At 70.4% G+C, this 22,839-nt stretch carries 17 protein-coding genes and 1 tRNA gene; 14 read left to right on the top strand and 4 right to left on the bottom strand.

Annotation, left to right across the window (positions count from 1 at the left end; all coding sequences use genetic code 11):
• The first annotated feature begins 51 nt into the window (after window positions 1-51).
• Together ACIBCA_RS11630 and ACIBCA_RS11635 are read left to right on the top strand one after the other, a co-directional pair.
• Window positions 52-1,533 (top strand): MFS transporter, encoded by a 1,482-nt coding sequence (locus ACIBCA_RS11630; protein WP_396282679.1) that lies wholly within the window; start codon window positions 52-54, stop codon window positions 1,531-1,533.
• Window positions 1,534-1,605: 72 nt separating this feature from the next.
• Window positions 1,606-2,649 (top strand): UDP-N-acetylmuramate dehydrogenase, encoded by a 1,044-nt coding sequence (locus ACIBCA_RS11635; protein WP_396282680.1) that lies wholly within the window; start codon window positions 1,606-1,608, stop codon window positions 2,647-2,649.
• Window positions 2,650-2,656: 7 nt separating this feature from the next.
• Here the strand turns inward: ACIBCA_RS11635 and ACIBCA_RS11640 are convergent, their stop codons facing one another.
• Both ACIBCA_RS11640 and ACIBCA_RS11645 read right to left on the bottom strand, forming a co-directional pair.
• Window positions 2,657-3,700 carry an adenosine deaminase gene (locus tag ACIBCA_RS11640; RefSeq protein WP_396282681.1) on the bottom strand — a complete coding sequence of 348 codons (1,044 nt, stop codon included), beginning with the start codon at window positions 3,698-3,700 and terminating at the stop codon, window positions 2,657-2,659.
• Window positions 3,701-3,850: 150 nt separating this feature from the next.
• On the bottom strand, window positions 3,851-5,098 hold the full coding sequence (locus tag ACIBCA_RS11645) for a pyridoxal phosphate-dependent aminotransferase (RefSeq protein ID WP_396282682.1): 1,248 nt from the start codon (window positions 5,096-5,098) through the stop codon (window positions 3,851-3,853).
• A 284-nt stretch (window positions 5,099-5,382) separates the two neighbouring features.
• Between ACIBCA_RS11645 and ACIBCA_RS11650 the strand changes: the two genes are divergently transcribed.
• The 12 genes from ACIBCA_RS11650 (at window position 5,383) to ACIBCA_RS11705 (ending at window position 20,924) form a co-directional block, all read left to right on the top strand.
• Window positions 5,383-5,455: transfer RNA gene (locus ACIBCA_RS11650), tRNA-Trp, on the top strand.
• A gap of 150 nt (window positions 5,456-5,605) precedes the next feature.
• Window positions 5,606-5,965 (top strand): preprotein translocase subunit SecE, encoded by a 360-nt coding sequence (secE, locus tag ACIBCA_RS11655; protein ID WP_396282683.1) that lies wholly within the window; start codon window positions 5,606-5,608, stop codon window positions 5,963-5,965.
• 209 nt (window positions 5,966-6,174) lie between these two features.
• Window positions 6,175-7,095: a transcription termination/antitermination protein NusG gene (gene nusG, locus ACIBCA_RS11660; protein WP_396282684.1), complete on the top strand. Its 921-nt coding sequence runs from the start codon at window positions 6,175-6,177 to the stop codon at window positions 7,093-7,095.
• Window positions 7,096-7,262: 167 nt separating this feature from the next.
• Window positions 7,263-7,697 carry a 50S ribosomal protein L11 gene (gene rplK / locus ACIBCA_RS11665; RefSeq protein WP_030232334.1) on the top strand — a complete coding sequence of 145 codons (435 nt, stop codon included), beginning with the start codon at window positions 7,263-7,265 and terminating at the stop codon, window positions 7,695-7,697.
• Window positions 7,698-7,774: 77 nt separating this feature from the next.
• A complete protein-coding gene (gene rplA, locus ACIBCA_RS11670; RefSeq protein WP_360494901.1) occupies window positions 7,775-8,497 on the top strand; it encodes a 50S ribosomal protein L1 in 723 nt (240 codons plus the stop codon).
• Window positions 8,498-8,676: 179 nt separating this feature from the next.
• A complete protein-coding gene (locus ACIBCA_RS11675; RefSeq protein WP_396282685.1) occupies window positions 8,677-9,474 on the top strand; it encodes a hypothetical protein in 798 nt (265 codons plus the stop codon).
• Window positions 9,475-9,573: 99 nt separating this feature from the next.
• Window positions 9,574-10,416: a hypothetical protein gene (locus ACIBCA_RS11680; RefSeq protein WP_396282686.1), complete on the top strand. Its 843-nt coding sequence runs from the start codon at window positions 9,574-9,576 to the stop codon at window positions 10,414-10,416.
• Between the two features lie 78 nt (window positions 10,417-10,494).
• Window positions 10,495-11,376 (top strand): hypothetical protein, encoded by an 882-nt coding sequence (locus ACIBCA_RS11685; RefSeq protein ID WP_396282687.1) that lies wholly within the window; start codon window positions 10,495-10,497, stop codon window positions 11,374-11,376.
• A gap of 347 nt (window positions 11,377-11,723) precedes the next feature.
• Window positions 11,724-12,287 carry a 50S ribosomal protein L10 gene (gene rplJ, locus ACIBCA_RS11690; RefSeq protein ID WP_396282688.1) on the top strand — a complete coding sequence of 188 codons (564 nt, stop codon included), beginning with the start codon at window positions 11,724-11,726 and terminating at the stop codon, window positions 12,285-12,287.
• A gap of 87 nt (window positions 12,288-12,374) precedes the next feature.
• Window positions 12,375-12,758: a 50S ribosomal protein L7/L12 gene (gene rplL / locus ACIBCA_RS11695; protein ID WP_396282689.1), complete on the top strand. Its 384-nt coding sequence runs from the start codon at window positions 12,375-12,377 to the stop codon at window positions 12,756-12,758.
• Between the two features lie 678 nt (window positions 12,759-13,436).
• Window positions 13,437-16,913, top strand: coding sequence for a DNA-directed RNA polymerase subunit beta (rpoB, locus tag ACIBCA_RS11700; protein ID WP_396282690.1), 3,477 nt, complete (start codon window positions 13,437-13,439; stop codon window positions 16,911-16,913).
• Window positions 16,914-17,030: 117 nt separating this feature from the next.
• A complete protein-coding gene (locus ACIBCA_RS11705; RefSeq protein ID WP_396282691.1) occupies window positions 17,031-20,924 on the top strand; it encodes a DNA-directed RNA polymerase subunit beta' in 3,894 nt (1,297 codons plus the stop codon).
• Between the two features lie 100 nt (window positions 20,925-21,024).
• Here the strand turns inward: ACIBCA_RS11705 and ACIBCA_RS11710 are convergent, their stop codons facing one another.
• Both ACIBCA_RS11710 and ACIBCA_RS11715 read right to left on the bottom strand, forming a co-directional pair.
• Window positions 21,025-22,254 carry a M48 family metalloprotease gene (locus ACIBCA_RS11710; protein ID WP_396282692.1) on the bottom strand — a complete coding sequence of 410 codons (1,230 nt, stop codon included), beginning with the start codon at window positions 22,252-22,254 and terminating at the stop codon, window positions 21,025-21,027.
• Between the two features lie 72 nt (window positions 22,255-22,326).
• Window positions 22,327-22,827 (bottom strand): Pycsar system effector family protein, encoded by a 501-nt coding sequence (locus ACIBCA_RS11715; protein WP_396282693.1) that lies wholly within the window; start codon window positions 22,825-22,827, stop codon window positions 22,327-22,329.
• Window positions 22,828-22,839 lie beyond the last annotated feature (12 nt).

Below are 22,839 nucleotides of genomic sequence, written 5' to 3' on the forward strand. Positions count from 1 at the left end.
CCTTCAAAGTTATTGATCAATAACTACCCGAGAGGTTCCTGGGGGTTCACCATGACGGAAAGCAAGGAACAGGAGGCGCGGGAGGAGTCGCCCGCCCTCGGCAGGACCGGTGTCTGGACGCTGGTCATCACCAGCGTCGCCGGCTTCATGGCCAGCCTGGACAACCTGGTCGTCACCACCGCCCTGCCCTCCATCCGCGAGGAGCTCGGCGGCGGCCTCTCCGACCTGGAGTGGACGGTCAGCGCCTACACCCTGTCCTTCGCCGTGCTGCTGATGTTCGGCGCGGCCCTCGGCGACCGCTTCGGGCGGCGCAAGATCTTTCTGGCCGGCCTCACGCTCTTCACCGTCGGCTCCGCCGCCGCCGCGCTCTCGCCCGGCATCGGCGCGCTGATCGCCGCCCGCGCCGTCCAGGGCGCCGGCGCCGCGATCTCGATGCCGCTCACCCTCACCCTGCTGACCGCGGTCGTGCCCGCCGCCAAGCGCGGTATGGCCTTCGGCATCTGGTCCGGCGTCAACGGCCTCGCCGTCGCCACCGGCCCGCTGGTCGGCGGCTCCCTGACCGAGCACTTCTCCTGGCAGTGGATCTTCTGGGTCAACGTCCCCGTCGGCCTCGTCCTGATCCCGCTCGCCGCCCTGCACCTGCGCGAGAGCCGCGGCGCCAGCCCGTCCCTGGACGCGGTCGGCACCCTGCTCGTCAGCGGCGGCATGTTCGGCGTCGTCCTCGGCCTGATCCGCGGCAACCCGGACGGCTGGACCAGCCCGCTGGTCCTGTCCTCGCTGACCGCCGGCGCGGTGCTGCTGGTCGGCTTCGTCCTGTACGAGCAGTACGGCGCCAGGCACCCGATGCTGCCGATGCGGCTCTTCCGCAGCCGGTCGTTCTCGATGATCAACGCCTCCGGCCTGCTGATGTTCCTCGGCATGTTCGGCTCGATCTTCCTGATCAGCCAGCACCTCCAGACCGTCGGCGGCTACTCCCCGCAGGAGGCCGGCATCCGGATGCTCCCGTGGACGGGCATGCCCCTGCTGATCTCCCCGTTCGCCGGCGCGCTGGCAGACAAGATCGGCGGCCGCTGGATCGTCTTCGCGGGCCTGGTGGTCCAGAGCCTCGGCCTGGGCCTGTACGCGCTGATCAACGACAACCTCGACCACTTCGAGTACGGCCCGGTGGTCCCCGCCGTCGTGCTCTGCGGCGCCGGGATGTCGCTGTACTTCGCGCCGATGGCCACCCTGGTGATGGACAGCGTCCGCCCGGAGGAGCAGGGCATCGCCTCCGGCGCCAACAACGCACTGCGCGAGGTCGGCGGGGCGCTCGGCGTGGCCGTGCTCGCGGCGGTGTTCTCCGCGCAGGGCGGGTTCGGCACCGAGCAGTCCTACGTGGACGGGATGATCCCCGCGCTGTACGTCGGCGCCGGTGTGATCCTGCTGGGCGCGGTCTGCGCCTTCCTCCTGCCGCGCCGGCCGCAGCCCGCGCCGGCCGGCCCGGCCTCGGCGGGCGAGCCCGCGGACGCCGCGGCGGAGCCCGTGCGGATCTGAACGGCGAGCCCGGAAGGGCCGGGCGGGGGCGTGGTCCTGGGACCGCGCCCCCGCCCCCGTACGCTGGTGGGCGTGCTGGTAGAAAACGACGCCCCCCTCGCCCCGCTGACCACGCTGCGGCTCGGCGGCCCGGCCCGCCGCCTCGTCACCGCCCACACCGACGACGAGGTGATCGCCGCCGTCCGCGAGGCCGACGCGGCGGGCGAGCCGCTGCTCGTCCTCGGCGGCGGCTCCAACCTGGTGATCGGCGACGCGGGCTTCCCCGGCACCGTCCTGCGGATCGCCACCACCGGCTTCGCCCTGGACGGCACCGTCCTGGAGCTGGCGGCCGGCGAGGTGTGGGCCGACGCCGTGACCACCACCGTGCTGGAGCACGGCCTGGCCGGCATCGAGTTCCTGGCCGGCATCCCCGGCTCGGCCGGCGCCACCCCCGTGCAGAACGTCGGCGCCTACGGCCAGGAGGTGTCGCAGTCGATCACCGAGGTGGTGGCCTACGACCGCCGCTCCGGCGAGGTGGTCACCCTCACCGGCGCCGAGTGCGGGTTCTCCTACCGCCACAGCCGCTTCAAGGCCGATCCGGAGCGCTACGTCGTCCTGCGGGTGCGCTTCGCGCTCCAGGACGCGGACGGGCTCTCCACCCCGGTCGCCTACGCGGAGACGGCCCGGCACCTGGGCGTCGAGCAGGGCGAGCGCGTGGACGTCCGCACCGCCTGGAACGCCGTCCTGCTGCTGCGCGCGGGCAAGGGCATGGTGCTGAACCCCGAGGACCACGACACCTGGTCGGCCGGCTCCTTCTTCACCAACCCGGTGCTCACCGCCGCGCAGTACGAGTCCTTCCGCACCCGCCCGGGCACTGAGAACGCCCCCGCCTACCCGGCCCCGGAGGGCTGCACCAAGACCTCGGCCGCCTGGCTGATCGACCGGGCCGGCTTCGGCAAGGGCTACGGCAGCGGCCCGGCGACCCTCTCCACCAAGCACACCCTGGCCCTCACCAACCGCGGCGCGGCCACCGCCGAGGACCTGCTGGCGCTGGCCCGGGAGATCCGGGACGGCGTCCGCGAGGCCTTCGGGGTGGAGCTGGTCAACGAGCCGGTGATGGTGGGCGTCAAGCTGTAGCCCTCCCTCAGACGGCCACGGGAGCGCCCACCAGCCAGGCGTCGACGTCCGCCAGGATCTCCCGGCGGACGGACTCCGGCGCGCAGGAGCCGCGCACCGACTGCCGTGCCAGCTCGGCGAGTTCGGTGTCGGAGAAGCCCAGCACCTCCCGTGCCAGCTCGTACTGGGAGGCCAGCCGGCTGCCGAACAGCAGCGGGTCGTCCGCGCCGAGCGCCAGCGGCACGCCGGCGTCGAACAGCCGGCGCAGCGGGACGTCCTCCGGCCGCTCGTAGACGCCGAGCGAGACGTTGGAGGACGGGCAGACCTCGCAGGTGATCTGCCGGGCGGCGAGGCGCTCCATCAGCCGGGGGTCCTCGGCGGCCCGGACGCCGTGGCCGATCCGGCCGGCGTCCAGGTCGTCCAGGCAGTCCCGGACGGACTCGGGCCCGGCCAGCTCGCCGCCGTGCGGGGCCGCCAGCAGTCCGCCCTTGCGGGCGATCTCGAAGGCGCGGTCGAAGTCGCGGGCCAGGCCCCGGCGCTCGTCGTTGGAGAGGCCGAAGCCGACCACACCCCGGTCGGTGTACCGGACGGCCAGGCGGGCCAGCGTCCTGGCGTCCATCGGGGACTTCATCCGGTTCGCGGCGACCAGCACCCGGATGCCCACCCCGGTGGCCAGGGAAGCCTGCTCCACCGCGTCGAGGATCAGCTCCAGCGCGGGGATCAGCCCGCCGAGCCGGGGTGCGTAGGAGGTCGGGTCGACCTGGATCTCCAGCCAGCGGGAGCCGTCGCGCCGCTCGTCCTCGGCCGTCTCCAGGACCAGCCGGCGGATGTCCTCCTCGTCCCGCAGGACGGAGCGGGCGGTGTCGTACAGGCGCTGGAAGCGGAACCAGCCGCGCTCGTCGGTGGCGCGCAGTTTCGGGGGTTCACCGGAGCTGAGCGCCTCCGGCAGCCGGACACCGTGCTTGTCGGCCAGTTCCAGCAGGGTGGCCGGGCGCATCGAGCCGGTGAAGTGCAGGTGCAGGTGGGCCTTCGGGAGGTCCCTCACGTCGCGCGGGTTCAACAGGCGTTCCATTGACGAATACTGCCGCATCCGGCCCCCGAACGGGAACCGCCCTCTCACCATCCCCCCAAGGGGTGAAAGAGGGCGGTTCCACGGGTGAATCCCGCGCGTCGCGTTGACGTCAGGCGTCAGCGCCCGGATTCAGCGCTCGGCTTCCACCGCTCAGTCGCGGGCCTCGCCCAGCAGCTTCTGCACGCGGCTGACGCCCTCGACCAGGTCGGCGTCGCCCAGCGCGTAGGACAGGCGCAGGTAGCCGGGGGTGCCGAAGGCCTCGCCCGGGACGACGGCGACCTCGGCCTCGTCCAGGATCAGCGTGGCCAGCTCGGCGGAGGTCTGCGGGCGCTGACCGCGGATCTCCTTGCCCAGCAGGGCCTTGACCGACGGGTACGCGTAGAAGGCGCCCTCGGGCTCGGGGCAGACGACGCCCTCGATCTCGTTGAGCATCCGCACGATGGTCCGGCGGCGGCGGTCGAACGCCTCGCGCATCTCGGCGACGGCGTCCAGGTCCCCGGCGACGGCGGCCAGGGCGGCGCGCTGGGCGACGTTGGAGACGTTGGAGGTGGCGTGCGACTGCAGGTTGGTCGCGGCCTTGACGACGTCCTTGGGGCCGATCACCCAGCCCACGCGCCAGCCCGTCATCGCGTAGGTCTTGGCGACGCCGTTGACCACGACGCACTTGTCGGCCAGCTCGGGCAGCAGGGCCGGCAGCGAGGTGAAGGTCGCGTCGCCGTAGACCAGGTGCTCGTAGATCTCGTCGGTGAGCACCCACAGGCCGTGCTCCAGGGCCCAGCGGCCGATCGCCTCGGCCTCGGCCTCGGTGTACACCGCGCCGGTCGGGTTGGACGGCGAGACGAAGAGCACCACCTTGGTGTTCTCGGTGCGGGCGGCCTCCAGCTGCTCGACCGAGACCTTGTAGCCGGTGGTCTCGTCGGCGACGACCTCCACCGGGACGCCGCCGGCGAGCTGGATCGACTCCGGGTAGGTGGTCCAGTACGGCGCCGGGACGATGACCTCGTCGCCCGGGTCGAGGATCGCGGCGAAGGCCTCGTAGATGGCCTGCTTGCCGCCGTTGGTGACCAGCACCTGGGAGGCGTCCACGCGGTAGCCGGAGTCGCGCAGCGTCTTGGCCGCGATCGCCTCCTTGAGCTCGGGCAGCCCGCCCGCCGGGGTGTAGCGGTGGTTCTTCGGGTCGCGGCAAGCCTCGACGGCCGCCTCGACGATGTAGTCCGGGGTCGGGAAGTCGGGCTCGCCGGCGCCGAAGCCGATCACCGGACGGCCGGCCGCCTTGAGGGCCTTGGCCTTGGCGTCCACGGCGAGGGTCGCGGACTCGGCGATCGCGCCGATCCGGGCGGAGACCCGGCGGTCGGCGGGGCGGATGGACTGGTCGGGCTGCGGGGTGGAAGCGCTCATGCCTGCATCGTCGCAGAACCCGGACGGACCGGGCATCGTGGTTCCAGTATCCGTACGGGACCGTCCGCATCCCGGCCTCCGACGATCCGTCGGTGATCGCCGGGCGACGCAGGACGATCGCCGCCGGGCACCCGGTCGCGGAAGAAGAGGTTCGACCAAACACCCCTCGACCACGTACACTCGCTGCTCGACGGCCCGCCGAAAAAGACCGCAGCTTTCACCGTCTGTACAGACAACGTGGTCGGATGCGGTAGGTTGGTCGCCACGGCGCCGCGAGGTTCCGTAGGGCAATAGCTCAATTGGTAGAGCACCGGTCTCCAAAACCGGCGGTTGGGGGTTCGAGTCCCTCTTGCCCTGCTGTTCGATCCTCATCTCAGCCCGTTCGCTCCACAGAGCGAGCGGGCTTGATGCGGAGAGGGCACCATCAGCACCGCTTAGCCGGCCGTCCCTGCCCCTCACCGGGTGCGGGCGAGAGGTCCGGCAGGACCCGGATTCAGGTGAGGACGAGTGACGGAGACCACGGGCTCCACCGCAACGCCTGAGAGCGGCAACCCCGAGGGGGCCGACGGCGCTGCCGAGACCACGCCTGTCGACGGCGAGGAGAAGGCGCTCTCGCGCCGCGACCGCAAGCGCGCCAACCGCTCCGGCGAGAAGAAGGCCGGCAAGCGGGCCAAGAAGGGCCCGTTCGCCCGCATGGGCCTCTTCTACCGCCAGATCATCGCCGAGCTGCGCAAGGTCGTCTGGCCGAGCAAGGGCGAGCTGACCAGCTACACCGCCGTCGTGGTCACCTTCGTGGTGGTCGTGATGGGCTTCGTGGCCGCCCTCGACTACGGCTTCTCCAAGCTGAGCCTCTGGGTCTTCGGCTGATCCTGCCGCCCCACCTTCGAAATGCCTCCCGACCCGGGCCGATCCTTCGGTCCGGGTCGAGCTGTCGGCGGCGGACGTACGCGCGGCTACCGTTGACTCGGTACTGTTGAAGTCTCCGAGACCACGTCCGACGCTCCCGCGTTCGCTCGTGCGACGGGCCGGCTTCGGAGCGCGCCACCTTCACCATCTCCAGGAAAGAAGCAGCCACCGTGTCTGAGTCCCCCCTGTACGACGCCGACGAGACCGTCCGCGAGGCGGATGTCGCCGCCGAGCTGGACGCGGCCGAGCTGGCTGACGAAGCCGAGTCCGCCGAGCAGATCGTCGACGCCGTGGACGGCGACCAGGACGAGGTCGAGGCGTTCGACGAGGCCGAGGCGGGCGAGCCGGCCGAGGAGACCGCGCTGCACGTGGAGGACGTCGAGGTCGACGAGGACGCCGTCGAGGTCGGCGACGCCCCCGAGACCGACGACGCCGACGACGCCGTCGAGGCTGTCGAGGAGGAGGCCGAGGAGGCCGAGGAGGACGTCGATCCGGTCGCCAAGTTCCGCGAGGACCTGCGGTTCATGCCCGGCGAGTGGTACGTGATCCACACCTACGCCGGCTACGAGAACCGGGTGAAGCAGAACCTGGAGCAGCGCGCCGTCTCGCTGAACGTCGAGGAGTACATCTTCCAGGCCGAGGTGCCGCAGGAGGAGGTCGTCCAGATCAAGAACGGCGACCGCAAGACCATCCGCCAGAACAAGCTCCCCGGCTACGTCCTGGTGCGCATGGACCTCACCCCCGAGTCCTGGGGCGTCGTGCGCAACACCCCCGGCGTCACCGGCTTCGTGGGCAACGCCTACGACCCGTACCCGCTGACCCTGGACGAGGTCGTCAAGATGCTCGCCCCCGACGTCGAGCGCCAGGCCGCCAAGGAGGCCGGCAAGCCGTCGCCGGTCAAGCCGAGCGAGATCCAGGTCCTGGACTTCGAGGTCGGCGACTCGGTCACCGTCACCGACGGTCCGTTCGCGACCCTCCAGGCCACCATCAACGAGATCAACCCGGACTCGAAGAAGGTCAAGGGCCTCGTGGAGATCTTCGGCCGCGAGACCCCGGTCGAGCTGTCCTTCGACCAGATCCAGAAGAACTAGTCGTACGGTCTTCGGACTTCGGGGCGGGGGCCACGGCTCCCGCCCCGAATCCGTTTTGGTCCAGCGGCGCATACGCGTTAGCCTGGTCCGATGTGTGTGCTGGCGACCGGGTGTCGCCCCGGTTCCGCACGCACCAGCAATCACCTCTCGGAAGGACCCGGAGAGACATGCCTCCCAAGAAGAAGAAGGTCACGGGGCTTATCAAGCTCCAGATCAACGCCGGTGCGGCCAACCCGGCGCCGCCGGTCGGCCCCGCGCTCGGCCAGCACGGCGTCAACATCATGGAGTTCTGCAAGGCGTACAACGCCGCGACCGAGTCGCAGCGCGGCATGATCGTGCCGGTGGAGATCACGGTCTACGAAGACCGTTCCTTCACCTTCATCACGAAGACGCCGCCGGCCGCCCGCCTGATCCTGAAGGCCGCCGGTATCGAGAAGGGCTCCAGCGAGCCGCACAAGACCAAGGTCGCCAAGCTCACGAGCGCCCAGGTCCGCGACATCGCCACCACGAAGATGCCCGACCTGAACGCCAACGACCTGGACGCGGCGGAGAAGATCATCGCCGGCACCGCCCGGTCGATGGGCATCACCGTCGAGGGCTGATTCCCCCTCTCTTTCCCTGTGGTAGGGCCTGCGCAGGCCCGTGACACCACAACTCCATTCACCATTCAGGAGCAGCCATGAAGCGCAGCAAGGCCCTGAAGGCCGCGGACGCCCAGGTCGACCGCGAGCGCCTTTACGCCCCCCTCGAGGCCGTCCGCCTCGCCAAGGCGACCAGCACCACCAAGTTCGACGGCACCGTCGAGGTCGCCATGCGTCTGGGTGTCGACCCGCGCAAGGCCGACCAGATGGTCCGCAGCACCGTGATCCTCCCGCACGGCACCGGTAAGACCGCTCGGGTCCTGGTCTTCGCGACCGGCGAGCGTGCCGAGGCCGCGCGTGCTGCTGGCGCCGACATCGTCGGCTCCGACGAGCTGATCGACGAGGTCGCCAAGGGTCGTCTGGACTTCGACGCCGTCGTCGCCACCCCGGACCTCATGGGCAAGGTCGGCCGCCTCGGCCGCGTGCTCGGTCCCCGTGGTCTGATGCCGAACCCGAAGACCGGCACCGTGACCCCGGACGTCGCCAAGGCCGTCAACGAGATCAAGGGCGGCAAGATCGAGTTCCGCGTCGACAAGCACTCGAACCTGCACTTCATCATCGGTAAGGCCTCCTTCACCGACGAGCAGCTGGTCGAGAACTACGCCGCCGCGCTGGACGAGGTGCTCCGCGCCAAGCCGTCCGCCGCCAAGGGCCGCTACATCAAGAAGACCGCGTTCTCGACCACCATGGGCCCCGGCATCCAGGTGGACCCGAACCGCACCCGCAACCTCCTCACCGAGGAGGACCCGGCCGCGGTCTGAGCCTCAGCGCTCTAGAGCAGTCCGTACGGCGGGCCCGTACCCCCTTCACCGGGGGTGCGGGCCCGCCGTCGTTTCCGGCTACGGGTGTCGTGGCCTGCGCGGATGGGAACGTACGCCCGAGTCGTCGTACGCTTCGCCGGTCAGATCATGTGGAGAACCCGTGACCGCCGGAGTGAACCGTGCCGCCCGCCCCCCTTTCCCGCACCGTTCGGGCGGCGGCAGCGGCCCTGCTGCTCGGCGCCACCACCGGCTGCAGCCTCCTGGCCGCCCCGAACGCCGAGCCCCCCGGCACGCCCGCCCCGGTGTCGCCCCGGCAGGTGGTGCTCACCGCGGCCCAGACGCTGGACGACTCCGGCGGCGCCCGGATCGCGGTGCTCCAGGAGGGACCGGCCGGCCGGCGCACGGCGGGCGGCACGCTCACCTGGGGAGCCCGGGACGAGGGCGCGCTGACCGTCACCGATGAGCTCGGCACCGGGCGGCTGACCGTCCGCGACGGCGTGCTCGACCTCGCCTACCAGGGCGGAGCGGTCAAGCACGGCGACCGGGCGGCCGCCGAGTCCCTCGACCCGGCCACCGCCGCGGGGGCGGCTCCGGCGCCCTGGGCGGGCGGCTGGATGACGGCCCTGGTCACCAACCCCGGCAGTCGGGCGTACGCCGTCGGGCAGACCGCCAAGCTCTCCTCCCTGGGCGGTGAGGACCTGGGCGGCACGACCGTCGCGCACTACCGGGGCACCGTGGAGGTGGCCGAACTCTTCGGCGCGGACGGCGAGTTGAGCCCGCAGCAACTGGCCGCCACGGTCGGCTGGTACCAGGGGCGCGGAGTCGCGACGCTCGGGTACGACCTCTGGGTCGGGCCGGGGGACAGGCTGCTGAGGATGCGGGAGACGGCCACCGGCGCCGCCGGGACGACGGTCACCACGACGGACGTCGGCCCCGCCGAGGAGAGCGCGGACCCGGCGCCCGAGGCCACCGGCTGACGGAGGAAACCGTTCCGGTGCGGGCGGGCGTCGTTGATCGGTAGAGTCCGCTCGGGAATCGGCCCGACGCGGGCCGCCGAGGTCTCTGGGGGGATCTTCATGCGCGCTGTGCGCATCGCTTCGGCCGTCGTGGCCGCCACCGTCCTGTTCGGCACCGCCACCGCGTGCGGCAGCAGCAAGAGCAACGACCAGAAGACCGCCTCCGTCGGTGACGCCGCCTCCGCGGCGGCCCCCGCCGCGGCCAAGCCCGACGGGGACCCGAAGGCCGTGCTGACCGCCAGCGCCCTGGTGATGCAGAAGGCCGCCAACGGCAAGGTCGAGGTCGACGAGTCCGGCGACCCGGACCCCTCGACCGGGGACGCCCACTGGAACAACCCGTCCAAGCCGGCCGTCGACCTCACCAACAAGACCGACGGCAAGCCCTTCCACCTCCGTGTGGTGGGGCCCGACGCGTACCTGGGCACCGAGGCGCTCGGGGCCAAGGCGCCGAGCGGCAAGGCCTGGGTACGGATGCCCGCCACGAGCGCGCTGGGCGGGGGCCTCCAGGTCGCGGCCCTGATGGTCAACCCGGTGGTCCAGCTGACCGTCGCCGCCCAGAGCGGCAAGCTGACCAAGCTCGACCAGGAGGACGTGGGCGGCGCCAAGGCCACCCACATCCGCGCCACCGAGGACAGCAGCGTGCTGATCGCCGGCATGACGGGCCTCTCGGCCGAGCAGCGCGCGGCCGTCCAGCGGGTGATCGAGCTGGAGGGCAAGACCCTCACGGTCGACTTCTGGATCAACGACAGGATGGAGCTGGTCAAGCTCCAGGAGCACGGCGACGCCAAGGGGAGTCAGGACCCCACCACCGTCAAGTACTCCGGCCTCGGCAAGGCGGCGCCGGTCGAGGCCCCCGCCGCCAAGGACGTCGGCGACGGGGACCTGAGCAAGCTGCTCGGCTGACCGGCGGGGGCTGGCGTCCGCCGGCCCGGCCCGGGATGGCAAGGTAGGCCCGAGGGCGGGGCGAGGGAGGAACGGACGATGGTGGCACGGCGGCGGTTGGCGGCCCTGTCCGTCGTCGTGCTGCTCGCGGGCGGGGCGCTGACCGGCTGTGACGGGGGAGGGGGCGCGGCCGCCGCGGGGAGCGCCCGCCCCAGCCCCACCAGCGCCCCGGCCACCGTCTCCACCCCGACCGGCCCGGCCAAGCCGACGGACCGCTCCCCGCACGGCGTCCTGCTCTCCGCGGAGCTGGCCATGCAGACCGCCCGCCGGGCCAAGGTCAGCTACCGGCTGGGCGCGGACGCCGGCTCGGGGCCGTTGTTCTGGGCGCCCAAGACCGCGATGCAGATCAAGCGCTCCACCGCGGCCGGCCCCCAGGAGCTGATCGTCGTGGACACCGTCGCCTACCAGGGCGGCGACGCGGCCACCGCGGCCCGCCAGGGCGGCCGGCACTGGGAGCGCTTCACCGTGCCGCCCGGCCCGGACGGCCACAAGGAGGTCCCGTACGCGGGGCTGATCGACCTGCTGAACCCGGTGGAGGCGCTGGCCGCCGCCACCGCGGACGGCGTGGAGGCGACCCTCCTCGGCGAGGAGAAGCTGGACGACTCGACCGTCGAGCACTACCGGGTCACCACCACCGCCGAGAAGTACGCGGCCGCCCAGACCCAGCTGTCCCAGGCCCGCCGGGACGGCCTGCGGGCGGCGCTCGCCCCCGGCGGCTCCCGGACGCTCACCCTGGACCTCTGGCTCAACGACCGGGACCAGCTGGTCAAGCTCCAGCGCACCGGCACCGGGGACAGTGGCCTGGCGGACGACTCGGTGCTCTACACCGACCACGCCGGCGCCCTGCTCTCCGCCCAGGCCCCGGCCGAGACGGACACCGTGGACACCGGTGTGCGAACGGTCCCGCCCACGGCCCGGTAGGCGGCGTCCGACTACTCCGTCCGAGGGCGATTTGCGTCGCCCGGGCGTGTCCGTCTACTCTGGCGGAAGCCAAAGACCGCTGGTTGTCGCCGTGCACCCGACAGGGAGCCGGTGGCCGAAGGATCTGCGATTCGTCGCAGGCAGCCCGCGCAGGTGTGTCTGGAGCTTTCGACTTCCGGGTGCCGCGTCCGCGTGGAGCCCGTCGAGGTCACTGCGAGCCCCGTGCGCCTGCGCACCGGGGCTCATTGCTTTTTTGCAGGAGCTTTCCTTCCCCGCCGGTCCGAGGTGCTGATGGTCGACTTTCACGGTCGGCCTGACTTCGACATCACGGAAGGAGGCGTAAGCCTATGGCCAGGCCTGACAAGGCTGCTGCCGTCGCCGAGGCCACGGAGAAGTTCCGTGGCTCCTCTGCGGTGCTGCTGACCGAGTACCGCGGTCTCTCGGTGAAGCAGGTCAAGACCCTGCGTCGCTCGCTCGGCGACAACGCCGAGTACGCCGTGGTGAAGAACACGCTGACCAAGATCGCGGCCAATGAGGCCGGGATCTCCGAGCTGGACGACCTCTTCAACGGTCCGACGGCTGTCGCCTTCGTCACCGGTGACCCGGTGGAGTCGGCGAAGGCTCTGCGTGACTTCGCCAAGGAGAACCCCGCTCTCATCATCAAGGGCGGTGTCCTTGACGGTAAGGCGCTGTCCGCCGATGAGATCAAGAAGCTCGCGGACCTCGAGTCCCGCGAGGTGCTGCTCGCCAAGCTGGCGGGTGCCCTGAAGGCCAAGCAGTCCCAGGCTGCCGCGCTCTTCCAGGCCCTGCCGTCGAAGCTCGTCCGCACTGTGGACGCGCTGCGCGACAAGGTCGAGCAGGGCGGTGCCGGTACGCCGGCTCCCGCCGCCGAGGACGCCGCCGCCGAGTAGTCGGCAGGCTCACGCCTCGCTGCGGGCCCGTGCCCGCCCAACCCGTACATACGGCACCACCTGCCGATTTAGTGGAAGGACGCCATCATGGCGAAGCTGTCCCAGGACGAGCTGCTCGCGCAGTTCGAGGAGCTCACCCTCATCGAGCTCGCTGCCTTCGTGAAGGCCTTCGAGGAGAAGTTCGACGTCACCGCCGCCGCCCCGGTCGCCGTTGCCGCCGCCGGCGTTGCCGGTGCCCCGGCCGAGGCCGAGGCCGAGCAGGACGAGTTCGACGTCATCCTCGACGGCCCGGGCGACAAGAAGATCCAGGTCATCAAGGAGGTGCGCACCCTGACCTCCCTCGGCCTGAAGGAGGCCAAGGACCTCGTTGACACCGCTGGTGCCAAGGTCCTGGAGAAGGTTGCCAAGGACGTTGCCGAGAAGGCCAAGGCCGCCCTCGAGGGTGCCGGCGCCAAGGTCACCGTCAAGTGACTTCGCGCTCTCTCTGAGAGAGCCTGAGGCCGGGCCGATCACCCCTGTGGTGGTCGGCCCGGCCTTTTCGCGTACCCGGGCCGGGACTCGCTCGTTCGGGTCAGCGGGTCCACCGGTGTGGCCGATCGCCCACTCGGCACTGTCGGTGGCGAGGAGTAAGGTGATCACCGTCATCGAGGTGGCTCCCACCACGGCTTCTGTAACGCCGGAGGGGTCTGGAGCGATGGTGGAGGCAAGGCCCGCCGAGCAGGCGGGCCCTTGACGAACCCGACGCGGCGCGCGATTCTCAAGGCGCGAGTCCACCGGGTTGGTCGGCTGCCGGATGCATAACCGGCGGCCCCGGCGGGAAAGTGACTCGTCGTGAGTTAGAGCAGTACCCGGCGGGCCCCGAGCCCGCCGGCTACCGGGAGGAGTCTCCGATTCGGTTTCCGAATCAGAGCTGGACAGCAGTGCAGCCTTTGGCTACACTGTCCCTTTGCGCTGCCTGTTAGCTTCTCCGTGACTCGTCGCCCGGAGTTTGCGTTGCCCTGATGGGGTCTGGCACCGCCTCCGCAAAGCGGCTCTGACCTGGGGTTTCGACCCCGGCGGAGGCCAGTGGCGAGGGAGGTGGGACCGAGCCCGACCAGGCCCGGCCGGTACGCGCGTAGTGAGCTCCGAGCCCTCGGAAGGACCCCCCTCTTGGCCGCGCCGCGCAACGCCTCGAACAATTCCGCCGCATCCACCGCCCCTCTCCGCGTCTCGTTCGCGAAGATCAAGGAGCCCCTCGAGGTCCCGAACCTCCTGGCCCTGCAGACCGAGAGCTTTGACTGGCTGCTCGGCAACGCGGCCTGGAAGTCCCGGGTCGAGGCGGCCCTGGAGAGTGGTCAGGACGTCCCCACCAAGTCCGGTCTGGAGGAGATCTTCGAGGAGATCTCGCCGATCGAGGACTTCAGTGGGTCGATGTCGCTGACCTTCCGCGACCACCGTTTCGAGCCGCCGAAGAACTCCATTGACGAGTGCAAGGACCGTGACTTTACGTACGCGGCCCCGCTCTTCGTCACGGCCGAGTTCACCAACAACGAGACCGGTGAGATCAAGTCTCAGACGGTCTTCATGGGCGATTTCCCGCTCATGACCCACAAGGGCACGTTCGTGATCAACGGCACCGAGCGTGTCGTCGTCTCGCAGCTGGTCCGCTCCCCGGGTGTGTACTTCGACTCCACCCTGGACAAGGTGTCCGACAAGGACATCTACTCCTGCAAGGTCATCCCCTCGCGTGGTGCCTGGCTGGAGATGGAGATCGACAAGCGCGACATGGTCGGCGTCCGCATCGACCGCAAGCGCAAGCAGTCCGTCACCGTGCTGCTGAAGGCCCTCGGCTGGACCAACGAGATGATTCTCGAGGAGTTCGGCGAGTACGAGTCCATGCGCAACACCCTGGAGAAGGACCACACCCAGGGCCAGGACGACGCGCTGCTGGACATCTACCGCAAGCTGCGTCCTGGCGAGCCGCCGACGCGCGAGGCCGCGCAGACGCTTCTGGAGAACCTGTACTTCAACCCGAAGCGCTACGACCTCGCGAAGGTCGGCCGGTACAAGCTCAACCGCAAGCTGGGCAACGCCGAGTCCCTGGACTCCGGCGTGCTCACCGAGCCCGACATCATCGGTGCGATCAAGTACCTGGTGAAGCTGCACGCGGGCGAGACCGAGTGGCGTGACGAGACCGGCCGCGACATCGTGGTCGAGGTCGACGACATCGACCACTTCGGCAACCGCCGCCTGCGCAACGTCGGCGAGCTCATCCAGAACCAGGTCCGTACGGGTCTCGCCCGTATGGAGCGCGTCGTGCGCGAGCGCATGACCACCCAGGACGTCGAGGCGATCACGCCGCAGACCCTGATCAACATCCGGCCGGTCGTCGCCTCCATCAAGGAGTTCTTCGGCACCAGCCAGCTGTCGCAGTTCATGGACCAGACGAACCCGCTGTCGGGCCTGACCCACAAGCGCCGTCTGTCCGCCCTCGGTCCCGGTGGTCTCTCCCGTGAGCGCGCCGGCTTCGAGGTCCGTGACGTGCACCCCTCGCACTACGGCCGCATGTGTCCGATCGAGACCCCCGAAGGCCCGAACATCGGTCTGATCGGGTCGCTGGCCTCGTACGGCCGGGTCAACGCGTTCGGCTTCATCGAGACCCCGTACCGCAAGGTCATCGAGGGTGTCGTCACCGAGCAGGTCGACTACCTGACGGCCGACGAGGAGGACCGCTACGTCATCGCGCAGGCCAACGCCCCGCTGACGGCGGAGCTGACCTTCGCGGAGCCGCGCGTCCTGGTCCGCCGCCGTGGCGGCGAGATCGACTACATCCCCGGCACCGAGATCGACTACATGGACGTCTCGCCGCGCCAGATGGTGTCGGTCGCGACCGCCATGATCCCGTTCCTCGAGCACGATGACGCCAACCGCGCGCTCATGGGCTCGAACATGATGCGCCAGGCCGTCCCGCTGCTCCGCAGCGAGGCGCCGCTCGTCGGCACCGGCATGGAGTACCGCTGCGCCGTCGACGCCGCCGACGTGATCACCGCCGAGAAGTCGGGTGTGGTCCAGGAGGTCTCGGCCGACTACGTCACCGTGGCGAACGACGACGGCACGTACACCACGTACCGCGCCGCCAAGTTCACCCGCTCCAACCAGGGCACCGCCTTCAACCAGAAGGTGCTCGTGGACGAGGGCGCCCGGGTCGAGGTCAACCAGGTGCTGGCCGACGGCCCCTGCACCGACGAGGGCGAGATGGCCCTCGGCAAGAACCTGCTCGTGGCGTTCATGTCGTGGGAGGGTCACAACTACGAGGACGCGATCATCCTGTCGCAGCGCCTCGTGCAGGACGACGTCCTCTCCTCGATCCACATCGAGGAGCACGAGGTCGACGCCCGTGACACCAAGCTCGGCCCCGAGGAGATCACCCGGGACATCCCGAACGTCTCCGAGGAGGTCCTCGCCGACCTCGACGAGCGCGGCATCATCCGCATCGGCGCCGACGTCGTCACCGGCGACATCCTCGTCGGCAAGGTCACCCCGAAGGGTGAGACCGAGCTGACCCCCGAGGAGCGCCTGCTCCGCGCGATCTTCGGCGAGAAGGCCCGTGAGGTCCGCGACACCTCGCTGAAGGTCCCGCACGGTGAGTCCGGCAAGGTCATCGGCGTGCGCGTCTTCGACCGCGAGGAGGGGGACGAGCTTCCCCCGGGCGTGAACCAGCTGGTCCGCGTCTACGTCGCCCAGAAGCGCAAGATCACCAACGGTGACAAGCTCGCCGGCCGTCACGGCAACAAGGGTGTCATCTCCAAGATCCTTCCGGTCGAGGACATGCCCTTCCTCGAGGACGGCACCCCGGTCGACATCATCCTCAACCCGCTGGGTGTCCCGTCCCGAATGAACCCGGGACAGGTCCTGGAGATCCACCTCGGGTGGCTCGCCAAGCAGGGCTGGGACGTCTCCGGCCTCGCCGACGAGTGGGCCCAGCGCCTCCAGGCGATCGGCGCCGACCAGGTCGTGGGTGGCACCAACCTCGCCACCCCGGTCTTCGACGGCGCCCGCGAGGACGAGATCACCGGTCTGCTGGACAACACCACCCTCACCCGTGACGGTGAGCGCCTGGTGAACTCCACCGGCAAGGCCCGCCTGTTCGACGGCCGCTCCGGCGAGCCGTTCCCGATGCCGGTCTCGGTCGGCTACATGTACATCCTCAAGCTGCACCACCTGGTCGACGACAAGCTCCACGCCCGCTCGACCGGCCCGTACTCGATGATCACCCAGCAGCCGCTCGGTGGTAAGGCGCAGTTCGGTGGTCAGCGCTTCGGTGAGATGGAGGTGTGGGCCCTCGAGGCGTACGGCGCTGCGTACGCCCTGCAGGAGCTGCTCACCATCAAGTCCGACGACGTCCTCGGCCGAGTCAAGGTCTACGAGGCCATCGTCAAGGGCGAGAACATCCCCGAGCCCGGCATTCCTGAGTCCTTCAAGGTGCTCATCAAGGAAATGCAGTCGCTCTGCCTCAACGTGGAGGTGCTGTCCTCGGACGGCCAGTCCATCGAGATGCGGGACTCCGACGAGGACGTGTTCCGCGCCGCCGAGGAGCTCGGCATCGACCTGTCCCGGCGCGAGCCGAGCAGCGTCGAAGAGGTCTGACGGAGGCCGGGCCGGCTCACGCTTCCGAACCGACGGAGTGTGCGGCCGGCCCGTCCCCCAGGCCCCCCTCAGACCACAGATAAGAACCTCGAATCACGAAAGAGGGCTTGACGACCAGTGCTTGACGTCAACTTCTTCGACGAGCTCCGCATCGGCCTGGCCACCGCCGACGACATCCGCCAGTGGTCCCACGGCGAGGTCAAGAAGCCGGAGACCATCAACTACCGCACCCTGAAGCCGGAAAAGGACGGGCTCTTCTGCGAGAAGATCTTCGGCCCCACCCGGGACTGGGAGTGCTACTGCGGCAAGTACAAGCGCGTCCGCTTCAAGGGCATCATCTGTGAGCGCTGCGGCGTCGAGGTGACCCGCGCCAAGGTGCGTCGTGAGCGGATGGGCCACATCGAGCTGGCCGCCCCCGTCACCCACATCTGGTACTTCAAGGGCGTGCCGTCCCGCCTGGGCTACCTGCTGGACCTGGCGCCGAAGGACCTCGAGAAGGTCATCTACTTCGCCGCCTACATGATCACCTGGGTCGACGACGAGCGCCGTCAGCGCGACCTGCCGTCGCTGGAGGCGCACGTCTCCGTCGAGCGCCAGCAGATCGAGAACCGCCGCGACTCCGACCTCGAGGCCCGCGCCAAGAAGGCCGAGACCGACCTGGCCGAGCTGGAGGCCGAGGGCGCCAAGGCCGACGTGCGCCGCAAGGTGCGCGAGGGCGCCGAGCGCGAGATGAAGCAGCTGCGCGACCGCGCGCAGCGCGAGCTCGACCGCCTCGACGAGGTGTGGGCCCGCTTCAAGAACCTCAAGGTCCAGGACCTCGAGGGCGACGAGCTGCTCTACCGCGAGCTGCGTGACCGCTTCGGCACCTACTTCTCCGGCTCGATGGGCGCCGCGGCGCTCAAGGACCGCCTGGAGAGCTTCGACCTCGCCGCCGAGGCCGAGCGCCTGCGCGAGATCATCCGCACCGGCAAGGGCCAGAAGAAGACCCGTGCGCTCAAGCGCCTCAAGGTCGTCTCCGCGTTCCTGCAGACCAGTAACAAGCCCAACGGCATGGTGCTCGACTGCGTCCCGGTCATCCCGCCGGACCTGCGTCCGATGGTGCAGCTGGACGGTGGCCGCTTCGCGACCTCCGACCTGAACGACCTGTACCGCCGCGTCATCAACCGCAACAACCGCCTGAAGCGCCTCCTCGACCTCGGTGCCCCCGAGATCATCGTGAACAACGAGAAGCGCATGCTGCAGGAGGCCGTCGACGCGCTGTTCGACAACGGCCGCCGCGGCCGTCCGGTCACCGGCCCGGGCAACCGCCCGCTGAAGTCCCTGAGCGACATGCTCAAGGGCAAGCAGGGTCGTTTCCGTCAGAACCTGCTCGGTAAGCGCGTCGACTACTCGGCCCGTTCGGTCATCGTCGTCGGCCCGCAGCTCAAGCTGCACCAGTGCGGTCTGCCGAAGGCCATGGCGCTGGAGCTCTTCAAGCCGTTCGTGATGAAGCGCCTGGTCGACCTGAACCACGCGCAGAACATCAAGTCGGCCAAGCGCATGGTCGAGCGCGCCCGTCCGGTCGTGTGGGACGTCCTCGAAGAGGTCATCGCCGAGCACCCGGTCCTGCTGAACCGTGCGCCCACCCTGCACCGCCTCGGCATCCAGGCCTTCGAGCCGCAGCTCGTCGAGGGCAAGGCCATCCAGATCCACCCGCTCGTCTGCACCGCGTTCAACGCGGACTTCGACGGTGACCAGATGGCCGTCCACCTGCCGCTCTCCGCGGAGGCGCAGGCCGAGGCCCGCATCCTGATGCTGTCCTCGAACAACATCCTGAAGCCGGCCGACGGTCGCCCCGTCACCATGCCGACCCAGGACATGGTGCTGGGCCTGTTCTTCCTGACCTCGGACCGCGAGGACACGAAGGGCGAGGGCCGCTCCTTCTCGTCGACCGCCGAGGCCATCATGGCCTTCGACGCCCGCGAGCTGGCCGTCCAGGCGCCGATCAACCTGCGCCTCGGCGCCGGCACCGTCCCGCCGCGCGGCTGGACCCCGCCGGTGGACGAGGAGGGCCAGTCGACCTGGTTCGACGGCGAGCCCTTCCGCCTGAGCACCACCCTGGGCCGCGCGCTCTTCAACGAGCTGCTGCCCGAGGACTACCCGTTCGTCGACTACGAGGTGGGCAAGAAGCAGCTCTCCGCGATCGTCAACGACCTGGCGGAGCGCTACCCCAAGGTCGTCGTCGCGGCGACCCTGGACAACCTGAAGGCGGCCGGCTTCCACTGGTCGACCCGCTCGGGTGTCACCGTCTCGATCTCCGACGTCGTCGTCCCGCCGAACAAGCCCCAGATCCTGGAGGGCTACGAGGCGAAGGCGGAGAAGGTCCAGCGTCAGTACGAGCGCGGCCTGATCACCAACGACGAGCGCAAGCAGGAGCTCATCGGCATCTGGACCCAGGCGACCAACGAGGTCGCCGAGGCCATGAACGAGAACTTCCCGAAGACGAACCCCATCTTCATGATGGTCGACTCGGGTGCTCGTGGAAACATGATGCAGATGCGCCAGATCGCCGGTATGCGTGGTCTGGTGTCCAACGCCAAGAACGAGACCATCCCGCGACCCATCAAGGCGTCGTTCCGTGAGGGTCTCACCGTGCTGGAGTACTTCATCTCCACCCACGGTGCCCGTAAGGGTCTGGCCGACACCGCCCTCCGTACCGCCGACTCCGGCTACCTCACCCGTCGTCTGGTCGACGTCTCCCAGGACGTCATCATTCGCGAGGAGGACTGCGGCACCGAGCGCGGCCTGAAGCTGTCGATCGGCTCCGTGGGCGCCGACGGCGTGCTGCGCAAGGCCGACGACGTCGAGACCAGCGTCTACGCCCGCATGCTCGCCGAGGACATCACCGTCGACGGCAAGCTGCTGGCCACCGCCAACACGGACCTCGGCGACGTCCTCATCGACGAGCTGATCCGCCACGGCATCGGCGAGGTCAAGACCCGCTCGATCCTCACCTGTGAGTCGGCGGTCGGCACCTGTGCCATGTGCTACGGCCGCTCGCTGGCCACCGGCAAGCTGGTCGACATCGGTGAGGCGGTCGGCATCATCGCCGCCCAGTCCATCGGTGAGCCCGGTACCCAGCTGACGATGCGTACCTTCCACACCGGTGGTGTGGCCGGTGACGACATCACCCAGGGTCTGCCCCGTGTCGTCGAGCTCTTCGAGGCCCGTACCCCGAAGGGTGTGGCCCCGATCTCCGAGGCCACCGGCCGGGCGCGGATCGAGGACACCGAGAAGACCCGCAAGATCGTCATCACGCCGGACGACGGCACCGACGAGATCGCCTACCCGGTCTCGAAGCGTGTGAAGCTGCTCGTCAGCGAGGGCGAGGCGGTGGAGGTCGGCCAGAAGCTGACCATGGGTGCCACCAACCCGCACGACGTCCTGCGCATCATGGGCCAGCGCGCCGTCCAGATCCACCTGGTCGCCGAGGTCCAGAAGGTCTACAACTCGCAGGGTGTGTCGATCCACGACAAGCACATCGAGATCATCATCCGGCAGATGCTCCGCCGCGTGACGATCATCGAGTCGGGCGACGCCGAGCTGCTCCCGGGCGAGCTCGTCGAGCGCGGCCGCTTCGAGACCGAGAACCGTCGTGTGGTCGCCGAGGGCGGTCACCCCGCCTCCGGCCGTCCGCAGCTGATGGGTATCACCAAGGCCTCGCTGGCCACCGAGTCCTGGCTGTCGGCCGCCTCCTTCCAGGAGACGACCCGGGTCCTCACCGACGCGGCGATCCACGCCAAGTCGGACCCGCTGCTGGGCCTCAAGGAGAACGTCATCCTCGGTAAGCTCATCCCGGCCGGTACGGGTCTTCCCCGCTACCGCAACATCCGGGTCGAGCCGACCGAGGAGGCCAAGGCCGCCATGTACTCGGCCGTCGGCTACGACGACTACGACCTGTCGCCCTTCGGCGCCGGCTCCGGCCAGGCGGTCCCGCTGGACGACTACGACTACGGCCCGTACACCGGCTGAGTCTCCCTCCTCGCCCGCCAACGGGCAGGAGGGCCCGGCACCACGCCCGCAGGGCGGTCACCCCACACGGGGTGGCCGCCCTGCGGCGTTTCCGCGGCGGCTACCGGCCGGCGGCGGCCGCCGCGCGCCAGTCCTCCAGGCGGCGGATGCGGGTGTGGGGGTCCGGGTGGGTGGAGAGCAGGCGCTGGGCCAGGCTCGGCCGGGGGACATGGCCGTGCATCCGCTCGGCGATCGCCAGCGCCTGCCGCTCCTCCTGCAGGAAGCGGTGGAAGACCTCGATCTGGGCGTCGGCGAAGCCCAGCTCGGCGGCGTGGAGATCGGCCCGCAGCTCGCCCCGGCGGCCCACCGCGGCGAGCAGGTACGGGGTGACGACGACCAGCAGGAGCGGCGGGAAGGAGACGGCCACCGCCACCACCGCCGCGACCGCGACCAGGCCCACGACGAGCGCGCCGAGCAGCGAGAAGACCGAGGCGATGCGGATGGCGATCGCGGAGGCGATACGGAAGAACGCCCAGGCGAACCGGCCGGGCAGCGAGTACCAGTAGCCGAGCAGGGAGGCCCAGGGGTGGCCGCCGCGGTGGTGGCCGAGCTCATGGGCCAGCACACCGGCCAGCTGGGCGTCGGGGAGGCTCTGCAGGGCGTAGCTGGTGACCCCGACGATGTGCCCGGCGGCGGCCGAGGCGTTGATGTCCCGGTGGTCCTCGATCCACAGGTCGTACGTCCGGGGGTTCACCCCCGCCTTGGCGGTGACCTGGTGCCAGATCGGCTCCAGCCGGGCCAGCTCGGAGTGCAGGGGCGGACGCATCCGGAACAGGTAGCGGGCGAGCACCTTCTCGGTGGGGCGGTGGAAGACCAGCGCGCCGGAGGCGATCCAGAGGCCGATCAGCACCACGCGGGCGAGGTCGGAGAGGACCAGCGAGACGCTCCCGACCACCAGCAGGCTGCCGAGGAAGTTCGGGACGTGGAGCAGCAGCCGGCCGATGGCGGTGGCGTCGGCGCCGCGCTGGCGGGCGGACATGTGGACGCGGCCGGTGTGCGGGTCGATGTCCACGGTGGGGTCGAGGACGGGCGGCCGCGGTGGGGCGGCCGGCGCGGGGGCGGGGTACGGGGGCTGCGGCGGCGGCGCGTACTGGGGCGGGACGGTGGGGTGCTGCGGCGGTGCCGGGTGGCCGGGGGCGGCGGTGGGGTACTGCGGGGGCGGGTAGCCCGGGGGCGGGGACTGGGGCGGGGACTGGGGCGGGACGGTGGGGTGCTGCGGCGGTGCCGGGTAGCCGGGGGCGGCGGTCGGGTACTGGGGCGGCGGGGCGTCCGGGTAGGTCGGTTCGGTCATGGCGGAGTCCTCGGGACGGGACGCGCGCTTCGGCGGCGTCCGTACGGTGGTGGACGGGTGTGTGGAACCCGGTCAGCCCAGGAACAGGGCGGTGACCAGCGGGAACAGACCGGCGCCGAAGGCGAGGATGCCGATCCGGACCCAGGAGTGCTTGCGCGAGGCGATCCGGCTGTTCGCCGCGAGCGCCGCGCGGACGGCCTCGGCGGCGTGTTCCTCGGTGTCGGCCAGGGCGTCGGTGAGGAGCCCCTGCTCGGCGGCGAGGCGGATGTCGCCGAAGTAGGCGAGCGGGCGGCCCGGGCGCCAGTTGCTGCGGCCGAAGCGGGGCAGCACCGCGAGCAGCAGGGCGACCAGCGAGACGGCGAGGCCCGAGCCGCCGAGGACGAGCAGCGCCTTGGCGGCGCCGGAGAGTTGCTGCGGCGCCCAGCCGGTGCTGGTGAGCAGGCCCCCGAGCACCCCGACGATGACGCCGAGGGCGGCGACCAGGATGGCGGCCTTGCTGTCCGCCCGGGCGATCTCGGTGCGCAGTTCGGCGAGCAGCGAGGCGCCCGGCGGGGGCGGGGGCGGAGCGGACATGGCGGGGCTCCT

This window comes from Kitasatospora sp. NPDC051170, assembly GCF_044455705.1.
Taxonomy (GTDB): domain Bacteria; phylum Actinomycetota; class Actinomycetes; order Streptomycetales; family Streptomycetaceae; genus Kitasatospora.

Excerpts from the sequence above, each read along its gene's own strand:
- ACIBCA_RS11645 (WP_396282682.1), bottom strand. The coding sequence starts at position 5,098 with ATGAGCGCTTCCACCCCGCAGCCCGACCAGTCCATCCGCCCCGCCGAC.
- ACIBCA_RS11685 (WP_396282687.1), top strand. The coding sequence starts at position 10,495 with ATGGTGGCACGGCGGCGGTTGGCGGCCCTGTCCGTCGTCGTGCTGCTC.
- ACIBCA_RS11630 (WP_396282679.1), top strand. The coding sequence starts at position 52 with ATGACGGAAAGCAAGGAACAGGAGGCGCGGGAGGAGTCGCCCGCCCTC.
- rplA (WP_360494901.1), top strand. The coding sequence starts at position 7,775 with ATGAAGCGCAGCAAGGCCCTGAAGGCCGCGGACGCCCAGGTCGACCGC.
- ACIBCA_RS11680 (WP_396282686.1), top strand. The coding sequence starts at position 9,574 with ATGCGCGCTGTGCGCATCGCTTCGGCCGTCGTGGCCGCCACCGTCCTG.
- rplL (WP_396282689.1), top strand. The coding sequence starts at position 12,375 with ATGGCGAAGCTGTCCCAGGACGAGCTGCTCGCGCAGTTCGAGGAGCTC.
- rplK (WP_030232334.1), top strand. The coding sequence starts at position 7,263 with ATGCCTCCCAAGAAGAAGAAGGTCACGGGGCTTATCAAGCTCCAGATC.
- rplJ (WP_396282688.1), top strand. The coding sequence starts at position 11,724 with ATGGCCAGGCCTGACAAGGCTGCTGCCGTCGCCGAGGCCACGGAGAAG.
- ACIBCA_RS11710 (WP_396282692.1), bottom strand. The coding sequence starts at position 22,254 with ATGACCGAACCGACCTACCCGGACGCCCCGCCGCCCCAGTACCCGACC.
- ACIBCA_RS11715 (WP_396282693.1), bottom strand. The coding sequence starts at position 22,827 with ATGTCCGCTCCGCCCCCGCCCCCGCCGGGCGCCTCGCTGCTCGCCGAA.
- ACIBCA_RS11640 (WP_396282681.1), bottom strand. The coding sequence starts at position 3,700 with ATGGAACGCCTGTTGAACCCGCGCGACGTGAGGGACCTCCCGAAGGCC.